Source organism: uncultured Novosphingobium sp., assembly GCF_964277725.1.
GTDB lineage: Bacteria > Pseudomonadota > Alphaproteobacteria > Sphingomonadales > Sphingomonadaceae > Novosphingobium > Novosphingobium fluoreni.
This window is the reverse complement of record NZ_CAXYKL010000286.1, coordinates 1-17632: the sequence shown is the minus strand read 5'-3', so window position 1 is coordinate 17632 and position 17632 is coordinate 1. Positions and strand designations below refer to the sequence as shown.

Here is a 17632-nt window from a genome sequence, read left to right as displayed (position 1 = left end):
CAGGTCGAATTGTTGTTGCTCCCGACCAACCGAAGGTCCGAAAGAATATCGCGGCCTGTGGCGGCCCCAATCGCGATGCGAATGCTCGGCTCATCGCTGCGGCCCCAGACATGGCAATGAGACTTCAACAGGCTCTCGACATGCTGGAGACGTTCGATGGCACCGAGGCAACGTGCGCCTGCATTCGCAAGACCCTCGCCAAAGCCCTCCCCACCAGCGAGGAGGCGGGGGCGTGAGCACGACAGACGACAAGATCATGCAGATGCTGGGGACAGGCGCTCGCACGCACCACATCGCAAAAAAAATGGGATGGGATACGCCACGAGCCAATCGCGCCCTACGCCGCTTGGAAAAGGATGGCCGGGTCAAGCGCGATGCACGCCATTCCGCAGTCAATGACATTCGCTGGCTTCCTGGAGACGCAGCATGAGCGACGACCTGAGCATACCGCAGGGCATGAAGCGGTGGAATGGTGGTGACTGCGCGCCGAACCACTATTCAAAAGCCACCGTTGAGGGAAATTCGTCGATAAGGCTTGCCGTAACTTGTCTCCGTCGTGGCCGCGCCCTTGAGCGCGACAGCAGGGAGGGGTGAGGTGATGAACATGCGAACGGTAGCCCATGTATTCGCGGACAAGCTCAGCCGGGCTGGTCTGCTAAGCGATGAGGACATCAACATGCTGACAGCGCTGAACAGCCGGAAGGACAATCGGCGTCGCTGGACGGCGCAGGAGGACCGCACGCTGCAACGCTTGCGGCTTCGGTCAAGCATTCCCCAGGTGGCGGACAAGCTCGGGCGGACGCCTGAAAGCGTCAAGCAGCGGTTGAAGAAGATGCGGCGTAAGGAGCGGGCTAATGGGTGAAGTTGGGCGCCCGACAGCGTATGATCCCACGTACTGCGCAAAAGTGCTTGAGTGGGGTCGTGCGGGCAAATCACGGGCATGGATCGCATCAGAGATCGGTGTGGTTCGCCAGACGCTCCACAACTGGGAGGAGGCTCATCCTGAATTTCTGGACGCCATGACGCGTGCGAGGGATCTGGCGCAGAGATGGTGGGAGGATGCTGGCCAAGACGGATTGGCTGACCCGAAATTCAATGCTTCCGTGTACGGAAAATCAATGGCTGCCCGCTTCCCTGACGACTGGCGCGACAAGACAGATGTGACGCACAAGGGCGGTGTTGCTCTCATTCCGATGCAGGCTCATGACGACGACATTTAGGCTGACGGCAAAGCAGGCGGAAGCGCAGGTGGTCTGTGCAGGTCCAGCAAAGCATATCATGCTACTTGGCGGTTCGCGGTCGGGCAAAACATTCCTGCTTGTCCGCAATGTGGTTCTACGCGCGTTGAAAGCGCCTAACTCGCGGCATGGAATATTTCGGTATCGCTTTAACTCTGTGAAAGCGTCGATTATCAATGACACTTTCCCGAAAGTCATGCAGATCGCTTTTCCCGGCGTTACGTTTAAAATGGACAAGACCGACTGGTACGCGACGTTTGAGAACGGCGCTCAGATTTGGTTTGGCGGGCTAGATGACAAAGAACGTGCCGAAAAGATATTGGGCATGGAGTTCGTCACCCTTTACCTGAATGAGTGTTCCCAAATTCCCCTGCCCAGTATTAATCTCGTAACGACCCGCTTAGCGCAAAGTGTGGAGCAAGTTGGAGAGCATTTGACAGCTCGACCGCTGAAGCCACGCATATACTACGATGAAAACCCGCCCTCCAAAGCGCATTGGTCATTCCGACAGTTCATTCAGAAGGTTGATCCTGAAACAAAAGAACCTTTGGCCAAGCCTGACGATTACGCTTGGTTTCGCATCAATCCCAAGGACAACAGGGAGAACATTGCAGACGATTACCTCGAAACCCTTGAGGGAATGTCCGCCAAAATGCGAAAGCGTTTCCTTGACGGGGAGTTCGCGGACGCCACGCCGGGCGCGCTGTTCACAGACGAGGTGATAGAGACCTGGCGGGTTCGTGATGGCGTTGTGCCAGACATGGTTCGCGTGGTCGTAGCGGTCGATCCCAGCGGATCTGGCGATGAGGCGAATGCTGACAACGACGCGATCGGCATCGTCGTTGCGGGCCTTGGCACAGATGGGAATGCCTATGTGCTAGAGGACTGCACGGTGAAAGCCGGGCCACTGACATGGGGGCGTGTGGCGACGACGGCGTACGATCGCCATCAGGCGGACGTGGTAGTTGGCGAGATCAACTACGGTGGGGCAATGGTCAATGCGACTGTCCAGGCCGCACGCTCTCGGACGCCTTTCAAGCAGGTCACAGCATCACGCGGCAAGGTGGTTCGCGCTGAGCCGTTCTCTTCGCTTTACGAGCAGGGGAAGGTGCGACACGTCGGACAGTTCGTGGAGATGGAAGAAGAGCTCACGGCGTTCAGCACTTATGGGTACATGGGCGGTGACAGCCCCAACCGAGCCGATGCGCTGATTTGGGCATTGGCTGAGCTGTTCCCGGCGATCGTACGGCCGCGTCAGGAGCCGCCCGCCAAGGTTTCGATTCCCTCTATAGCCCGACGATAGGACACCAAAAGACACCGCGCGGTACATAGGGGGGATGCCGTATCTTCCCGCTGATGCAGGAAGAGCCGAGCGAACCCCCTGAGGGCAACGAGCACGACAAGGTGCACGCTCGCGCTATGCAGCGCTTCGACGAGGCGGTGCTGCCGCAGTTTCCGGTGCGTGAGTTGGCGCTGCTTGCGCGGCGCATCGCCAACATTCCCGGCGCGCTATGGGAAGGCGCGTTCGGGGACCAGTTCGAGCAGGTCATCAAGCTCGACGTGCACAAGCTCAACCGGGCGATCCGGAAGGCTGAGACGGACTATCGGCAGAATCGCATCGTTCCTGACTTCCGCCCGGCTGGCGGATCGAGCGACAACGACACGGCTGACACGCTGGACGGGATGCACCGTGCAGACAGCCAGCACTTCAAGGCGCAGCAGGGCCGCGACAATGCATTCAGCGAGGCGTGCACGGGTGGATTCGGTGCCTATCGCCTCTGCAACGAATGGGCTGACCCGCTCGACAAGGACAGCGACGAGCAGCGTATCAACCCCGCCGATACGATCGTGGACGCGGACCAGTCCGTGTTCTTCGATCCGGGCGCGGTTCAGTATGACAAGTCGGACGCGCGCTATGCCTTCGTCATCCGCAAGATGACCCGTGAGGCGTTCGAGGAAGAGTACGAAGACGCTAAGATGGTCGATTGGCCGAACGGCGTGCCGAACCGCTCATGGATGGGCTGGTTTCAGGCGGATTTCATTGCCGTCTGCGAGTACTACGAGATTGAGGAGAAGGACGAATACGTCCTGATTTTCGAGCTTGAGGCGACTGGCGAGGAACAGCGCCACTGGCAGAAGGAAATCAGCGCAGAGGATCGCGCGGATCTGCTGGCGTTGGGCTGGACCGAGCGGAAGCGCAAAGCCACCCGTCGTCGCTGTCGCAAATATGTGTTGTCCGGTGCCGAGGTGCTGGAGGATCGCGGCCATATCGCGGGCGGCAACATCCCGATCGTACCGGTCTATGGCAACCGCGCCTATGTTGATGGCGTCGAGTGGTTCACGGGCCTGCTGACCAGCGCCAAGATTGATAGCGCCCGGCTGTATGCGGCGATGGTGTCGCGGCTGGCGGAAATCCAGGCGCTGGCACCTCATGAGCGCCCGATCTTCGCGGCTGAGCAGATGCCCCCTGCCCTTGCTGAGCAATGGGCGCGCTCGCACATTGACCGTCACCCCTATGCGCTGGTGCAGCCGCTCATCGACCCGAACACGGGCGGCATCGTGGCGGCCGGCCCGATTGGTAAGGTCGAGCCGCCCCAGGTTCCTCAGACGCTCGCAGCGCTGCTTGAGATCGCAAACCGCGACGTGACCGAGGACGACAACGACGGCGCTGAGGAAGTCCGCGCCAACACGTCCGCCGATGCGATGGATATTGCGGCTGCACGCGTAGATGCGAAGTCCGGCGTCCTGCTCGACAATAACCGGCAGTCCGTCCAGCGCGAGGGTGAGCTGTATCTGGCGATGGCGCGGGAAATCTACGTCGAGGAAGGCCGCGAGGTCGAGACGATGACCGAGGATGGCGACGACGGCACCGCGATCCTCCAAGAGCCATATTACGACGGCCCTGAGCTGAAGACCCGCAACGACTTCGCCACTGGCAAATACAAGGTCATCGCCACCGTCACGGAGGCGACCGCCACCCGGCGTGACCGCACGGTCAAGCAAATGCTTGGCTTCGCTGAGATGGCCGTTGGCGCGCAGGACATGGAGGGTGCTCAGGCTGCTCTTATTACCGCATCCATGAATATGGATGGCGAGGGCCTTGGCGACTTCCAGAAATGGCAGCGCAAGCGAGCGCTCAATCTCGGGCTGGTCGAGCCCACCGAGGACGAGCAGCGAGAGATGGCTGAAGCGCAGCAGAATCAACAGCAGCAGCCCGATCCTGCCGCAATGGTGGCTGAAGCTCAGGTTGGAGCGCTCAAGGCCGGTGCCGTTAAGGACATGGCGGCTGCGCAGGAAATCGCATCCCGTATCCCGCTTAACCAGGCCAAGGCGGCTGGTGAGCGTGTCGATGCCGGACTGCGGCCGATGGAGGTCGCAAACGATCAGGAAAACACGACCACGCAGCGCATCCGAACTGGTGCGGAAATACAGGCGTGGGAGCAGGAGCAACGACAGGCCGAACAGCAGCCCGCCGCATAGCGACCACCGGCTTACGGGTGAGGAGGTGACATGAACAGCGAATACCCCAAGATGCTCTACCGCATCGGATCTTACGACGACCACATGATCCACGACGGGCCGGTCAAGATCGGCAACGAGTTCGCGAATGAGACGCGTGTGGTCGATAGCCGCGACGCTGAGGAAGCGGCCAAGGCTGAGGGCTGGAAGACGGTCCCGCACCACAAGGCGACCTTGCAGAAGGCGAACGCCGCATGAGCGAAATCAAGGTGTGGCCGCTGACATTGAAGCGCGGTCAAGACCCCGCGATCATTCCGGATCGCATCTCGTCCATTCTTTCTCAGGGCGCTCGAGATGGCGAGTTTATCGTCATTGCTATTGGCAAGCCACCTGAGGGGGATTGGCGGTTTCAAGTGGAGCGCCAGGCATGATCCCGGCTCCGGAGAGCGCCGACTATGAAACGCAATGGCGCGCGTGGGCTGTCGGGGTGGCAGTTGAACTGATCACCCGGAGCGAACTTTATCGCAGCTGCTCTGTCGAAGTCGTCTTTGCAAGTGTTTTGGAGTTGGTCGCCCCCCATGAACATGAGGACCCCGAGGCATGAGCGAACAGCAGCAGGAAGACGAAATTCTGGATCTGACCGAGGATCAGGAAGTCGAGCAAGGGGACGATCAGCAGCAGGACGATGCCGAGGGCGATGACGATCAGCAGGAAGAGGAAATCCTCCAATTCGTTGGCGACGAGGCTGAGCCCGAGCAGGAAACGGACCTCGTTCGCCACCTTCGCCAGCAGATCCGTGAGCGTGACAAGCAGCTTCACGCAAGCCGCAAGGCCCCTCAGGCCGAGCAGCTTATTGAGGTCGGCGAGAAGCCGACGTTCGAGGGCTGTGACTATGACAGCGATCGGTTCGACCAGGAGTTTAACGCCTGGGAAGAGCGCAAGGAACAGCGCCGCCAGCAGGACCAGCGGCTGGAGGCCGCACAGCGCGAGCAGGCGCAGCAGTGGGAGCAGGTGAAGACCGGCTATGCCACCGCCAAGGCAAAACTGCCGTTCGCTGATAAGGAGCAGGCCGAAGCAACCGCGTTCGATAGCCTGTCTGAAATCCAGCAGGCGGTCATCGCCAAGATCGCGGATAACCCGGCGCTGGTCATCTACGCGGCGGGCAAGAACCCCACGCGCCTGGCGTCACTGGCGGGCATCGAAGACCCGCTGAAGCTGGCTAAGGAAATCGGCAAACTGGAGGCAACCATGAAGGTCACGAAGCGCGCACGCCCTCCCCAGCCGGATCGGGCGGTTCGAGGGAGCGCGATCAGCGCCAGCACCACGGACAAGCACGAACAGCAGCTTGAGGCTGAGGCTGACCGGACGGGCGATCGCACGAAGCTGATTCAGTACCGCCGCGAAAAGCGTCAAGCATCGGCGTAAAGACACCGAAAAGACCCCCTAAGTCGCGACAGTCTAGCGGCGTATAGTGGGCAGGCACGAACCAGCGACCTCCGGCTGAGACGGGAGAGACGAGTGCAAGGGCGGGCAACCGCCATTCGTCTCATCCGGAGGTTTGCATGGCTACCAGTTTCACCCGCGAAGAGCGGGTTATGTTCGACGACATGATCGAGGGTTTCGAGGACCAGCTGACTTACGCCAAGATGGCGCGTAAGTATGAGCCGCTGACGCCCGAAGAGATGGTTCACACCCGCGATCGTGTCTGGGTCCCGGCTCCCATGATCGGATCGTCGTATGACGGCTTCGACCAGACCAACAACTTCGACGGCCTGACTGAGCTTTCGGTTCCCGTCTCGGTCGGCTTCCACAAGTCCAGCCCGAAGATCATGAGTGCCAAGAACCTGCGCAACAAGACGGCGCTGGCTCAGTATGGCAACGCCGCGAAGGTCAAGCTGGCGGCTGACATCAACGGCGAACTGCGCAATCGCGCCGCGCTGGAAGGTTCTATCTTCGTCAAGCGCACTGTTGCCCCGACCGGCTTTGATGACGTGGCGCTGGCCAATGCAGCGATGACCGAAGTCGGTGTGCCGCTGGACGACCGCCGCTACATGGTCGGCATCCGCGCCAGCATCGGCATGGTGTCGAACCTGGCCAATCGTGCGGAAAGCACGAGCCGTTCGCAGGACGCCTACAGCAAGGCGCTCATCAACTCGAACGTCGCGACCTTCGGTGTCTATCAGGACGATCAGCCCATTCGTCTGGCTGCGGCTGCTGGCGGAACGACCACTGTCAATGGCGCTAACCAGTATTGGGAACCTGCCGCGACGCAGGACGGTGCAGGCGCTCCGGCCGTTCAGGGATCGGCGGGCGAAGTCACGAACCGTGACAATCGCTATTCGCAGCTGGTCGTCACGGCCGCCAACATCGCCGCAATCAAGAAGGGTGATGCGTTCACGATCGCGGGCGTCAACAGCGTCCACATGATCTCGAAGAAGGACACTGGCCAGCTCCAGACCTTCCGCGTCATCGCGGTGAACACATCGAACAACACGCTGACCGTGGCTCCGGCGATCATCTCGAACGGCGGCAACACCATCGGCGGTCGCGAATATCAGAACGTCACTGCAACGCCCGCCAACGGTGCAGCGCTGACCTGGCTGAACACCACCACCGCAGAACTGAACCCCTTCTTCCAAGGCTCTGGCCTGCTCCTGCTGCCGGGTTCGTTCTCGGTCGATCCGGCTGACGGCTGGGAGGTGATGCGCGCAACCACCCCGACGCTGGGGATTGCGATCACTTATACCCGCCAGGGGCAAATCAACGATCTTGGCGTCAAATGTCGCTGGGACGTGGATTTCGGCACGGCGCTGCTCAATCCGCAGTTCGCGGGCGCTGAAATGTTCAACCAGGCGTGATGGAGGCTGATATGGCAACGAACAAGGCAGACACGACGCCTGCGAACCTCGAGGCAAATGCGCCTGAGGGGCTGGCGCTGACCGACAAGGAGCAGATCGCGGCCCGCAAGGAAGGCGCAAAGGAAGCGGTCAAGGAGTCCGCGAAGGACAGTTACATCGGTCTGACCGATGGCGTCCAGCCGGGCGAGCCCGCCGTCGACCGCTGGCCGGGCAAGTCCGAGATCCAGCAGTGGGCGCACCTGATCGACTGGTCGATCGAGGACCTCAAGAAGGCGTTCAAGAACGGCGATGTTCCCGACGACAAGGTGGCCGGCCTTCTCTCGCTGGAGCGAGCAGGCCAGAACCGCACCGACTGGGTGAAGCTGTTCATGAAGCAGATCGGCGTCGACAGCCCGTATGAGGTGACGGACGCAGGACCGCCCTACACCAACGACACGACGAGCGTGACCAAGCTCTGACCTTCCGGGCGGCCTTAGTGCCGCCCTACCTTTTGAGGTGCCCATGCGCAGCGGTATCGGCGACAGCCCCAAGGATCCTTTTTACGTCGCGACGGTCGCTGCCGATAAGAGTGGCGCAACCGCTTCGACCTACACCCTCGCCAACAACGCGACGATCGCGGCAACGTCCGGCACCACGCCTGTGACCGGCGTTCAGGGCGGCAGCTACATTTGGGACGTGCAGTTCACGGGCACCAGCGTGACGCTCCAAGCTCTCGGCTCTGACGGATCGACGTGGCGAGATGTGGCGATGCGGACCAGTTCGGGCACCACTGGCGTCGTCATCGGTCAAGGCGCGTCCGTCCGTCTCTACAACCCCAACAGCACCAGCCTGACTGGTGTCTATTCGAACCTGTCGTAAGATGGTGCTCCCCAAATCCTACGGGATCGCGGCGGGCTGGCCGCTTGCTCCTGGGCAGGTGCTTGGATTCACGCCTGCGCCTCCCCCGCCCAACCCCCTGCGTGTCGTTGGCACCGCTGGCGAGGTGAATTACCTGTTCACAGGCTCCGCCGTGACGACCGGGACGGCGATCCATGAGCATCGAACGCGAGCCTTCATCGGCCCAGGAGGCGTGAAGGCGGGCACGGCTCGGATCAGCAATCACGCGTTCCGTGGTCTGCCCGGCTCAGAGCCGGATGCGCCGAGCTATCTCGTCCGCTCGCATATCGAATATAACGGGGTGGCGTACGTCAGCACATATGGAGGCGCGGCCAAGGGCACAGTAGCGGCTGGCGCTGTCGATATTCAGTCCGATCCGCATACAGGCTGCCCTGACATTCCGGCCGGGGCGCTGGTGTGGATCGTCCGACGCCGTGAATATGCTGTCGGCGTGACGCCGCATTACCTCTACAACGCGACGTTCTCCCCCGTCATCAGCGGGCAGGGCTATAATCGCGGCGATGGCTCTGGCGCGACGGCGATCGGCGTCGCTGGCCCAATGCCCGGCGGAACTGGCTGGACGGCGATCGACAGCCTTTACGCGCCGCCCGTCCTGCTCGGCGAGCCCATCACCCCCAGCGCGGCGCGGCCGTTCATCATTTGCGGCGCTTCGATCGAATACGCCAACAACGACGCAACGGGGGATGGCGCGAACGGTGCAGGCGCATATATGCGCCGTGCCTTGTCCGATGGTGGCGGCACCAAATACCCGTGGATCAATATGGCTGTCGGCAGCGAGGCCAGCAACCAATTCATCTCCGCCAGCACGCGTCGGCGCACATACCTTCAGTATGCAGCTGGTGGCGTGGCGGTGAATGGCTACGGCGGTAACGACTTTACCAACGGCGCGTCGCCCGATGATACGTGGGCCAATTTCCTCACGATCAACGGCTATTTCAAAGCGGCTGGAATCCTGCGTACCGCTGTCGTTCGCGCGCATGTGAAGTCGAACAGCACGGACAATTACGCGACCACGACCAATCAGACCCCTCGTGGCAGTTTCCCGAGCTGGCGAGCCTCTATGGACGCGAAGGCTGCAGCGTCACTCGCGGACGGCACGATCGGGTTATATCTAGATGACAGCGCAGCGATCGAGGCGTCTGGCAACATCTGGAAGGCGCCGGGATACACCACGGACGGCACGCACCCTGAAAAGATCGGCCATGACGCCATGTATCCGATCATCCGCCAGCAGCTGGCGAACGGAGGCTTTCTGTGAGCGGCATCGGCATCACCCCTCCTGCCAGCGCAGCTGCTGTGGATGCGATCAAGGCGCAGACCGATCCTCTGTACGCCACGCCTGGCTGGGCGAATTACGCGGACAGCGCTGTGCAGACTTTGGCGGCTGGCGTTCGGACGATCTGGACGAATGCGGCTACCACCAAGGACGAAACGCAGGTGCCTGCGGAGGTCGGGTCGTTCTGGAACCCCGCGACGAGCAAGATTCCCGGCCGCGATGGCGATGCGATCAACATTCGGTTGAAGATGACCGTGACGCCGCAGGATACCACGGCTTCGTCGCTGCTGATTGAATTCGACATCGGCGGGACGATCGGCGTGCTCGACAGCCACAAATTCCCGCTGACCGATGGGGCTATGGTGGCGATGCCGATCACCTATCCGCTGCCCGCGTTCAACCGCTCGACCTTCGCAGCCAATGGCGCAACGATCTACGTGACCGCTGACGGGCCGGTCACGCTCAGCAACAAGGCGCTGCTTGTCCAGCGCGTTCACCGGGGGCGCTGATGTATACCGGGGAAGACAGTCTTAACGACCTGAAGGCACGGTCGCCCAAGCGGCGCGGGCAGGCATCGCTTGGTGCGGCTGGCAGCGTTACGCTGACGTTCACTCCGCCGATCGACATGACTGGGCAGGCGAACCGCGAGCCGTTCATGCAACTTACCCCGCGTGTCGCAACCGGCGATAACGTGGTGATATGCAATGTCGTGGATGGCAGTTTTACTACCAGCTCGGCGGGCATCTACACGGGTGTGACTATCAAGGGCGGCCGCATGACGGCTGCCCTACCCGCTCTCACGCCGCTATCGGGCGCGCTCACGCTGGTCACGCAGGTCGTCACGGGTGTGAACGCCATCGTGACCGCGCTGACCGGTCTGAAGCTTTATGACGCGACCGCCGTCAGTGGCGTCAAGGTCGACTGGCAGGCCAGCTGATGACCGTCACAATCTCCATTCCTTCTGGGCGTCCGAAGCGCGACATCATTGAACTCGCGTTTGATGACTGTGGGCTGGCGGGATACGAGTTCGACCGGACGCCCGAAGAGCAGACAGTCGCGCTGCGGAAGCTGAACGCGCTGATGCTGGAGCATCCGTGGAACAAGCTGGGCTACACGCAGCCTGCGTATGGCGTGGGACTGGCTGAAGAGCCGAGCGGTTTGCCTGATGACACGATCAATGCGGTGGCGCAGTATCTTGCCCTGCGCATCGCGCCCGGTATCGGCAATAGCCTGAGCGATGAGACTAAGCGCGCCATGTCACGTAGCCTGATGACGCTGCAATCCCAATACGCGGTCATCCCGGTCATGGAAGTGCCGGGCAACACGAATTTGGGTAGCGGTGATAGCAGGTCACGCGGCTTGTATCCGTGGAGCACCCGCGCCCGATGACTGAGGTGTCGATTGTCTCCGGCGTCACGTCCAACGAGCAGGCGGAATTTGAGTTGGCCTATCCGGTCAACCTCGAACCTATCATTGTAAACAGCCGCATTAGCCGGGGGCAGCTTCGGACGGCGCCGGGCGCCTCACAGATCGGCACCGGGCCTGGAATTGATCGCGGTGGCATTGAATGGAACGGTATCTGCTACCGGGTGATGGGTACGAAGCTGGTCACCGTCACGCCTGCTGGCATTGTGGCGCAGCTTGGCGATGTTGGCGGCGCTGGCCCGGTCGGACTGGATTACAGCTTTGACCGGCTGATCCTCCGATCGTCGGGTAAAATCTACTACTGGGATGGCTCGAACCTCACGCAGATCGTGGACGAGGATTTGGGCGTTAGCGTCGATGCCATTTGGATTGACGGCTACACCATGTCGACGGACGGCAAAGTCGTCGTCGTCACCGAGTTGAACGACCCCTACCAAGTTAAGCCGCTCAAATATGGCTCGGCAGAGGCAGATCCTGACCCCATTACGGGCTTGGTCAAGCTGCGTGGCGAGGCCTACGTGCTGGGCAGCAACACCATTCAGGTTTTCGCCAACCAAGGCGGCAACGGGTTCCCGTTTCAGACCATTCGTGGCGCGACGATCCAGACCGGCTGCATCTCGGCATCCGCTAAGTGCCTATTCGGCAACACGTTCGCTTTCGTAGGATCGTCGCGTGGGGACGCGCTTGGCGTCTACGTGGCTGGCCAAGGCACGGCGGACAAGATCAGCACCCGGTCGGTTGATGATGCCTTGGCGGCCGAGCAGAACCCAGCAGGCATTGTTCTGGAACGGCGCGTATCGCGTGACGAAATGCGGCTGTTTGTCCACCTTTCGAAAGAGACATGGGTGTTTCTTGCCAAAGCATCGCAAGCCGCAGGTGAGAGCATCTGGTATCGCGCTCAATCCGGGGCGGGCAAGCGTTACAGGCTGCGTAATGCCGTTGAAATCGGTGGCAAGTCTATGGTGGGCGATGTGAATAGCCCTGCCATCGCCATCCTTGACGCCTCTATCAGCTCGCATTTTGGCGAGACGACCCAATGGTCTTTCGATGCGGGCTTGATCTACAACGAGGCGCGCGGGGCGATCCTTGATAAGGTCGAGCTTGTCAGCCTGTCGGGCCGGGGTGATGAAAGCGAAGGATCGGCCGTGTTTATGTCGATCACTCGCGATGGTCGCACGTTCACGCAAGAGCGCGTTGTGACGCTCGGAGCTCGTGGGGAGCGTACGAAGCGTATCCAGTGGCGCCCGCACTTCCGGATGCGCAACTATTGCGGGTTTCGCTTCAGAGGCTTCTCACGGGCACTAGGCGGCTTTGCTGCGTGCGAGGTAACGGCAAGGCCTCTGTCGGTATGACGCCTGCGCCTACCCTTCCGCGCGATCTCTTAGCGGCTGCGCTTGGCAATCCTCGCCTTGTTGCCGCTTTCGAACAGCAGAGCTTGGCAGTCGCAGAGACACAGGAGGCGACGGGAGTTAATGCCGAAGCTACGACAGCCCTACAGGATGCGTCCTTCTTGGTTCTCGCGCCTAACTCGACGCTCACTGCCGAGCGGGTTTTCACGCCCGGTGACGGCATCGTTGTCCAAGATGCAGACGGTAAGTTCACCGTATCGGTAAGCGACGCCGTTGCGCATGTTGAGGGCGGGTTTCGCGTTCAGCTTACTGCGCAAGGCGGGACCAGCCTTGTTCTGCCGCTAACCGGCACGCTGGCAACCCGGTCGGGCACCGAGACGCTTCAGAACAAAACCCTATACGCCCCGCGACTGGACGGCATTAGCGAGTTTGCGGATGATGCTGCCGCAGCTACTGGCGGGGTCCCGCTTGGTGGGATATACCGCACGGCTTCCGCGCTGAAGGTGCGGGTGGCTTAGGGAGGCGGTTATGTTGGCTCTCGTGATGACATTGGCTCTTAGTGCACAGCAGCAGCAAACAACAACGTGCCGTCGTGTCTACAATCAAGTGGTCTGTGACACGACAACGTTTCCAGTACCAAAGCCGATAACCCCTTCGTCGCCACGCTTGGATGGCTATTCAGGAGCATTGGGTGTCACACCGTCGTATCAAGAAAGCGAATTGAAACGACAAAGGAGCCGTGCTCCATCCAGGGCTATTCAGCCCTGCGAAGAGCTGGCCTTGACAGCTTTACGCGCTGGCAATGCGTACCTCGCGCAAAACTTTCTCAATAACTGCGACTGAGGTTCTCTGGTAAGACACCAAAAGACACCCGTGAACGAGAAGCCCACGTAACATAGTGTAGACCCGCGAGTAAATGACGCGGCCGTGGCGTCACTGAACCGGGGTGTCTCAGTGGGCCTTTTCTCGTTCATTGGCGGATTGTTTGGAGGCGGGGCTCAGAAGAAGGCCGCCAACCAGGCAATGCAGGCGCAGACGGCCGCCCTGAACCGCGCCATTGATATCGGCAATCAGCAGTTCCAACAGACTCGTAGCGATTACATGCCGTACACCCAAGCGGGTACGGCTGCCATTGGCGACCTCTCTGCCCTTCTGGGGCTCGGCGGCCTTAGCGAATTGGGCGCCACGCAGGCTGGCCGTGATCGCCAAGCTGAAGCAATTGCCCAGTTGCCGCAAGGTCCGCTTTACCAATCGCTCTATCGCAATGGCGAAGAAGCCCTGCTTCAGAACGCCGCAGCGACCGGTGGCATTCGTGGCGGCAACACGCAGCGGGGGCTTGCCGACTTCGGCTCCGACGTGCTGGCGAACGTCTATCAGAACCAGCTTTCCAACCTGAGCGGCGTCGCTGGCCTTGGCCTGGGAGCAACGGGCTCTGTCGCCAGCTTTGGCGCCAACAATGCGAACAACGCGGCCGGGCTGACGACTCAGATTGGGCAGGCGCAAGCGAACAATTATCTCGCGCGCGGCCGTATCAACGCACAGGGCTGGCAGAACGCCGGTTCCTTTCTTGACAGCGCTATTTCTGCGGGCCTTCCCGGCGCAGGGGGCGGCGGCTTTAGTCTCAGCAAAGCGCTGGGGTCCATCTTCTGATGGAGCTTGATGGCTATCTTGGGGCGCTAGGTCAGCTACCCAGCTACGACCAACTGCGCATGAATGCTCTCGCTATCCAAGGCGAGCAGCAGCGTCAGGGTATCCTTGCCCAACAGGCGCGCCAGCAGCAGACGGTGTTCGACCAGCAGCAGGCAGCGCAGGAAGAGCTTAAGCGGGACATGGTAGGGCTGGGTAGCAATGCTACGCCTGACGCATATTGGCGTCTCGCAGCCAAGCACCCGCAGTTGAAGGGCATCGCTGATGCGGCCCAGGGACTGACCGATCAGCAGCGGCGTCAGGTCGTCGGGACGGCTGCCCAGATCAATCAGGCGCTGGCAAACAACCGGCCCGACTTGGCGAAGGCTATCGTCCAGCGCTCAATCGACGCGGACAAGGCCTCGGGCAACCAACCAGATCCCGACGATCTCGCCATCATACAGATGCTCGACAGTGGCGATCCTGACCAGATCAAGGCCGCCAAGGGCATGGCTTATGCCATCGTGGCTGCGTCTAATCCTGACACGGCTGCTCGCACGCTTGGCGAGTATGGCACCGCGACCGACCGTAAGGGTCAGGTCGTGGGCCGCGCCATTGGCCATTATGACGACAAGGGGCAATTCGTGGTCGATTATCGCGACCCCGAAAGCGCTGAATATCGGACCGTGAAGAACGCGGACGGCTCGGAATCTCTCATCGAAGTATCGAAAGGAGGTGGTCCAGCATCTGGCGGTGCCGGGGCGACTGGTGGAAGCAGTCAGCCCCGCAGCGTCCGTAACAATAACCCCGGCAATCTGCGAGGGTCCGCCTACACGCGCTCGCTCCCTGGCTATGTCAGCACGGATGATGCAGGTTACGCGGTCTTCGACAGCCGCGAGAACGGCGCGGCCGCGCAGTCGAATTTGCTCAAGACCCGCTATCTTGATCGTGGGCAGAACACGATCGCGTCAATCATTCAGGGCGTTGGCCCGGCTGGGCGTCGCACGCACGGTTATGCGCCGCGCAAGGCCGATGGCGGCGACAACACCGACGCGCAGGTCAACAATTACATCAGCTATGTCGCCAAGAAGCTGAACGTCAACCCGAATGACGCGCTTACCCCCGCCGTGTTGCCACGGCTGGCGCAGGCCATGAGCGAGTTCGAGAGCGGGCAGACTGGCAAAGGCGGCGCAGTCCGTGGCGGTGGGAACGTCAGTTCTGGCGCGCCGGGCGCGCGCGTAGTTTTCACGTCTCAGCCTAACGCTTCCAACCCCGTCGACCAAGCCAGCGTCGACTTTTACGCCGAAAAAATTGCGGCTGGTGGGGACCTGCCCCAGCTGGGGAGTGGCAAAGAATCGTCCGCATGGCGTCGTGCGATCCTGAAGCGGGCTGCGGAGATCCAGAGCGGTCGCGGCATTTCTGGCGGCGATAGCAATCTCGCGCAAGCTGATGTCAAAGCTAACCGCTCTGCTCTGCTTCAGGCTCAGAAGCAGTACACGGCGACCGTTGGGTTTGAGGACACCTTCCAGCGCAACGTCGATCAAGTGCTGCGCCTTGCACCGCAGGGTGTTGGTGGAAGCGTGCCCGTCTTCAATCGCTGGATCCAGGGCGGACGCAAAAGCCTGAAAGGCGATCCCGCAGTCTCGGCATTCAACGTCGCAGTCAACACGGCTGCAAACGAATACGCCAAACTCGCCTCCGGTGCGTCTGGTGGTGCCGTTACGTCGGACAGCGCCCGCCATGAGGCGATGGAAATCCTTAACAACGCCATGACGCTGCCGCAGCTTCAGGCCGCTATCAAGCAGATGAAGATCGACGGCCATAATCGTGTTCTTGCGCTTGATAAGCAGATCGCACGACTGCGTGGCAACATCAGTGGTGCAGGCGGAGGTCAGCCCGCGAAGGCATCCGGTGGCCCCGCAGGCGGCAAGCTCGTTGGCACCTACCAGGGGCGACCGGTCTACCAGCTGCCTAACGGCAAGCGCGTGGTCGCTCGCTGATGCAGGGCTACATGGAACTCCCTGCTGACGCGCAGATTGACCCGATCCCGGAGGGCTTCGAAGAACTGCCCGCCGATGCGCAATTGCAGCCCGCACAAATGTCTCCTGCCGATATTCGTGGTCGCATTGATGCACTCATTCGGCAGAAGGTCCCGCGTGCGGACATTGATGCGTTTCTGCAATCCCAGGGTATCGACCCTGCGGCAGTTACCGGGCTGGATGCTGCCATGGCTGCTGCGCGTCAGGGCCGGGATTTTGGCGTGCGCACCGTCAACGAAACGCCAGAGGCCACCGCAGCCCCAGAGACTGCCGGACAGGCGCTTTATCGTGGGGTTGGTGACGTTGCGGCTGGCGTGGGCGACCTGCTGGGCATCATCGGCAATCCGCTGAATGCTGGCATCAACTATCTCACCGGCAGTAATCTCAGCACTGATCTCGGCGAGACGTTCCGCGACTGGACCGGCGCGCCTGATCCCATCACTGATACAGAGCGCTATCTAAGTGCGGGCGCTCGTGGCGCTGCCGCTGGCTTGGCTGGAGCTGGCGTTGGCTCGCTCGCAGGTGGCGCAGGCGGCATGACGGGCTACGTCGCTCGTCAAGTGGCCTCAAGCCCGGCTGTTGATGCCGTTTCGGGCATGACCAGCGGCCTTGGTGCTGAAGGTGGCCGTGACGTGGCTGGTACGCCAGGTGCGATCGTCGGCGGCCTAGCAGGAGGGCTTGGCGGCGGGCTTGCAGCAGCGCGGGCTTTTGCCACCCGCATCCCCGCCGCTGTGGCAGTTGGTCGCGACGGCCGTTTGACGCCTGAGGCGCACGAACTAGCGATGCGTGCGGGCGTGAGCGAGGGTGAGGCTCTAGATGCCTATGCGCGGGCACGGGTCTCAGCGAATCGCGACACGCGCAGCCCAGCGGAGCGCCAGGCAGCGCGTGAGGCTGTCCGCAATCGCCCCCGAGATATTGAGGGTGATGCTACCCAGCCCGCCCGCCCGAAACAGGACGCGCCGGTTGCACCCGACCTGAACGCGCGTACCGATGCCATTATGGGGGGCATTGCCGAACGCCTGTCCCAGGCCGCAGATACCCCCCCTCCGACTACGCCACAAGGTCGATATGCAGAAGCCGCTAGTGAAGACATCAACCTCTCACGCGGCCAAGCTGAGCAAGATTTCCAAATTCAGAATGACGAAAATTCGCTGCGTGTGTCCGCCACGAACGAGGGTGAGCAAGCACGCGGATTCTTCCGTCAGCAGCAAGATCAGATTCAGAACGCAATCACGCGGTTCCGTAACGCGTTCGGGCCTGATGCAGGCAATGCCGCTGATCGCGGCCAACAGGTAAAAGAGGCCGTTCGCGCACTTCGCGATGCCGGACAGGAGGGTGTGTCACGCCTGTACCGACTGGCAGAGGAAGCAGGCGGGGAGGCGTTGCCGCTTGAGACGGACGGCATTCGTAATGCCGCCACTGATGTTCTGATCGATGAGCTGGTCCCGTCTGGCGTCAAGAAGTC

20 protein-coding genes are annotated in these 17632 nt (G+C 61.3%); all 20 read left to right on the top strand.

Translation table 11 applies throughout. From position 1 onward, the window contains the following. The first annotated feature begins 232 nt into the window (after positions 1–232). Positions 233–430: a hypothetical protein gene (locus tag ACHWRX_RS15835; protein ID WP_394659907.1), complete on the top strand. Its 198-nt coding sequence runs from the start codon at positions 233–235 to the stop codon at positions 428–430. A gap of 168 nt (positions 431–598) precedes the next feature. Then, on the top strand, positions 599–862 hold the full coding sequence (locus ACHWRX_RS15830; protein ID WP_394659906.1) for a hypothetical protein: 264 nt from the start codon (positions 599–601) through the stop codon (positions 860–862). Then, entirely contained in the window at positions 855–1220 is a 366-nt protein-coding gene (locus ACHWRX_RS15825; RefSeq protein ID WP_394659905.1) for a hypothetical protein, read from the top strand. The genes ACHWRX_RS15830 and ACHWRX_RS15825 overlap by 8 nt, the downstream gene beginning before the upstream one ends. Beyond that, positions 1204–2541 (top strand): phage terminase large subunit, encoded by a 1338-nt coding sequence (locus ACHWRX_RS15820; RefSeq protein WP_394659904.1) that lies wholly within the window; start codon positions 1204–1206, stop codon positions 2539–2541. The genes ACHWRX_RS15825 and ACHWRX_RS15820 overlap by 17 nt, the downstream gene beginning before the upstream one ends. Before the next feature lie 101 nt (positions 2542–2642). Then, positions 2643–4718, top strand: coding sequence for a portal protein (locus ACHWRX_RS15815; protein WP_394659903.1), 2076 nt, complete (start codon positions 2643–2645; stop codon positions 4716–4718). 30 nt (positions 4719–4748) lie between these two features. Beyond that, the gene (locus ACHWRX_RS15810; RefSeq protein ID WP_394659902.1) at positions 4749–4955 is read left to right on the top strand and encodes a hypothetical protein; all 207 of its coding nucleotides are present in this window, start codon (positions 4749–4751) and stop codon (positions 4953–4955) included. Next, positions 4952–5128, top strand: coding sequence for a hypothetical protein (locus tag ACHWRX_RS15805; protein WP_394659901.1), 177 nt, complete (start codon positions 4952–4954; stop codon positions 5126–5128). The genes ACHWRX_RS15810 and ACHWRX_RS15805 overlap by 4 nt, the downstream gene beginning before the upstream one ends. A 169-nt stretch (positions 5129–5297) precedes the next feature. Beyond that, entirely contained in the window at positions 5298–6122 is an 825-nt protein-coding gene (locus ACHWRX_RS15800; RefSeq protein ID WP_394659900.1) for a hypothetical protein, read from the top strand. Between the two features lie 137 nt (positions 6123–6259). Then, positions 6260–7555, top strand: coding sequence for a P22 phage major capsid protein family protein (locus ACHWRX_RS15795; RefSeq protein WP_394659899.1), 1296 nt, complete (start codon positions 6260–6262; stop codon positions 7553–7555). An 11-nt stretch (positions 7556–7566) separates the two neighbouring features. Then, positions 7567–8013, top strand: a complete 447-nt coding sequence (locus tag ACHWRX_RS15790) for a hypothetical protein (protein ID WP_394659898.1) — start codon at positions 7567–7569, stop codon at positions 8011–8013. A 43-nt stretch (positions 8014–8056) separates the two neighbouring features. Further along, complete coding sequence (locus ACHWRX_RS15785; protein WP_394659897.1) at positions 8057–8413, top strand: hypothetical protein; 357 nt, start codon at positions 8057–8059, stop codon at positions 8411–8413. 1 nt (position 8414) lies between these two features. Beyond that, positions 8415–9710, top strand: a complete 1296-nt coding sequence (locus tag ACHWRX_RS15780) for a hypothetical protein (protein WP_394659896.1) — start codon at positions 8415–8417, stop codon at positions 9708–9710. Next, positions 9707–10237, top strand: a complete 531-nt coding sequence (locus ACHWRX_RS15775; RefSeq protein ID WP_394659895.1) for a hypothetical protein — start codon at positions 9707–9709, stop codon at positions 10235–10237. The genes ACHWRX_RS15780 and ACHWRX_RS15775 overlap by 4 nt, the downstream gene beginning before the upstream one ends. Beyond that, positions 10237–10665 (top strand): hypothetical protein, encoded by a 429-nt coding sequence (locus ACHWRX_RS15770; protein WP_394659894.1) that lies wholly within the window; start codon positions 10237–10239, stop codon positions 10663–10665. Before ACHWRX_RS15775 ends, ACHWRX_RS15770 begins: the two co-directional genes overlap by 1 nt. Next, entirely contained in the window at positions 10665–11117 is a 453-nt protein-coding gene (locus ACHWRX_RS15765; RefSeq protein WP_394659893.1) for a hypothetical protein, read from the top strand. The genes ACHWRX_RS15770 and ACHWRX_RS15765 overlap by 1 nt, the downstream gene beginning before the upstream one ends. Then, positions 11114–12505 carry a packaged DNA stabilization protein gene (locus tag ACHWRX_RS15760; protein ID WP_394659892.1) on the top strand — a complete coding sequence of 464 codons (1392 nt, stop codon included), beginning with the start codon at positions 11114–11116 and terminating at the stop codon, positions 12503–12505. The genes ACHWRX_RS15765 and ACHWRX_RS15760 overlap by 4 nt, the downstream gene beginning before the upstream one ends. 158 nt (positions 12506–12663) lie before the next feature. Beyond that, positions 12664–13020: a hypothetical protein gene (locus tag ACHWRX_RS15755; protein ID WP_394659891.1), complete on the top strand. Its 357-nt coding sequence runs from the start codon at positions 12664–12666 to the stop codon at positions 13018–13020. A gap of 409 nt (positions 13021–13429) precedes the next feature. Then, the gene (locus ACHWRX_RS15750; protein WP_394659890.1) at positions 13430–14152 is read left to right on the top strand and encodes a hypothetical protein; all 723 of its coding nucleotides are present in this window, start codon (positions 13430–13432) and stop codon (positions 14150–14152) included. A gap of 59 nt (positions 14153–14211) precedes the next feature. Beyond that, entirely contained in the window at positions 14212–16128 is a 1917-nt protein-coding gene (locus ACHWRX_RS15745) for a hypothetical protein (RefSeq protein WP_394659889.1), read from the top strand. An 11-nt stretch (positions 16129–16139) separates the two neighbouring features. Continuing rightward, positions 16140–17632: hypothetical protein (locus ACHWRX_RS15740; RefSeq protein WP_394659888.1), on the top strand; the 1493-nt coding region annotated here is incomplete at its 3' end.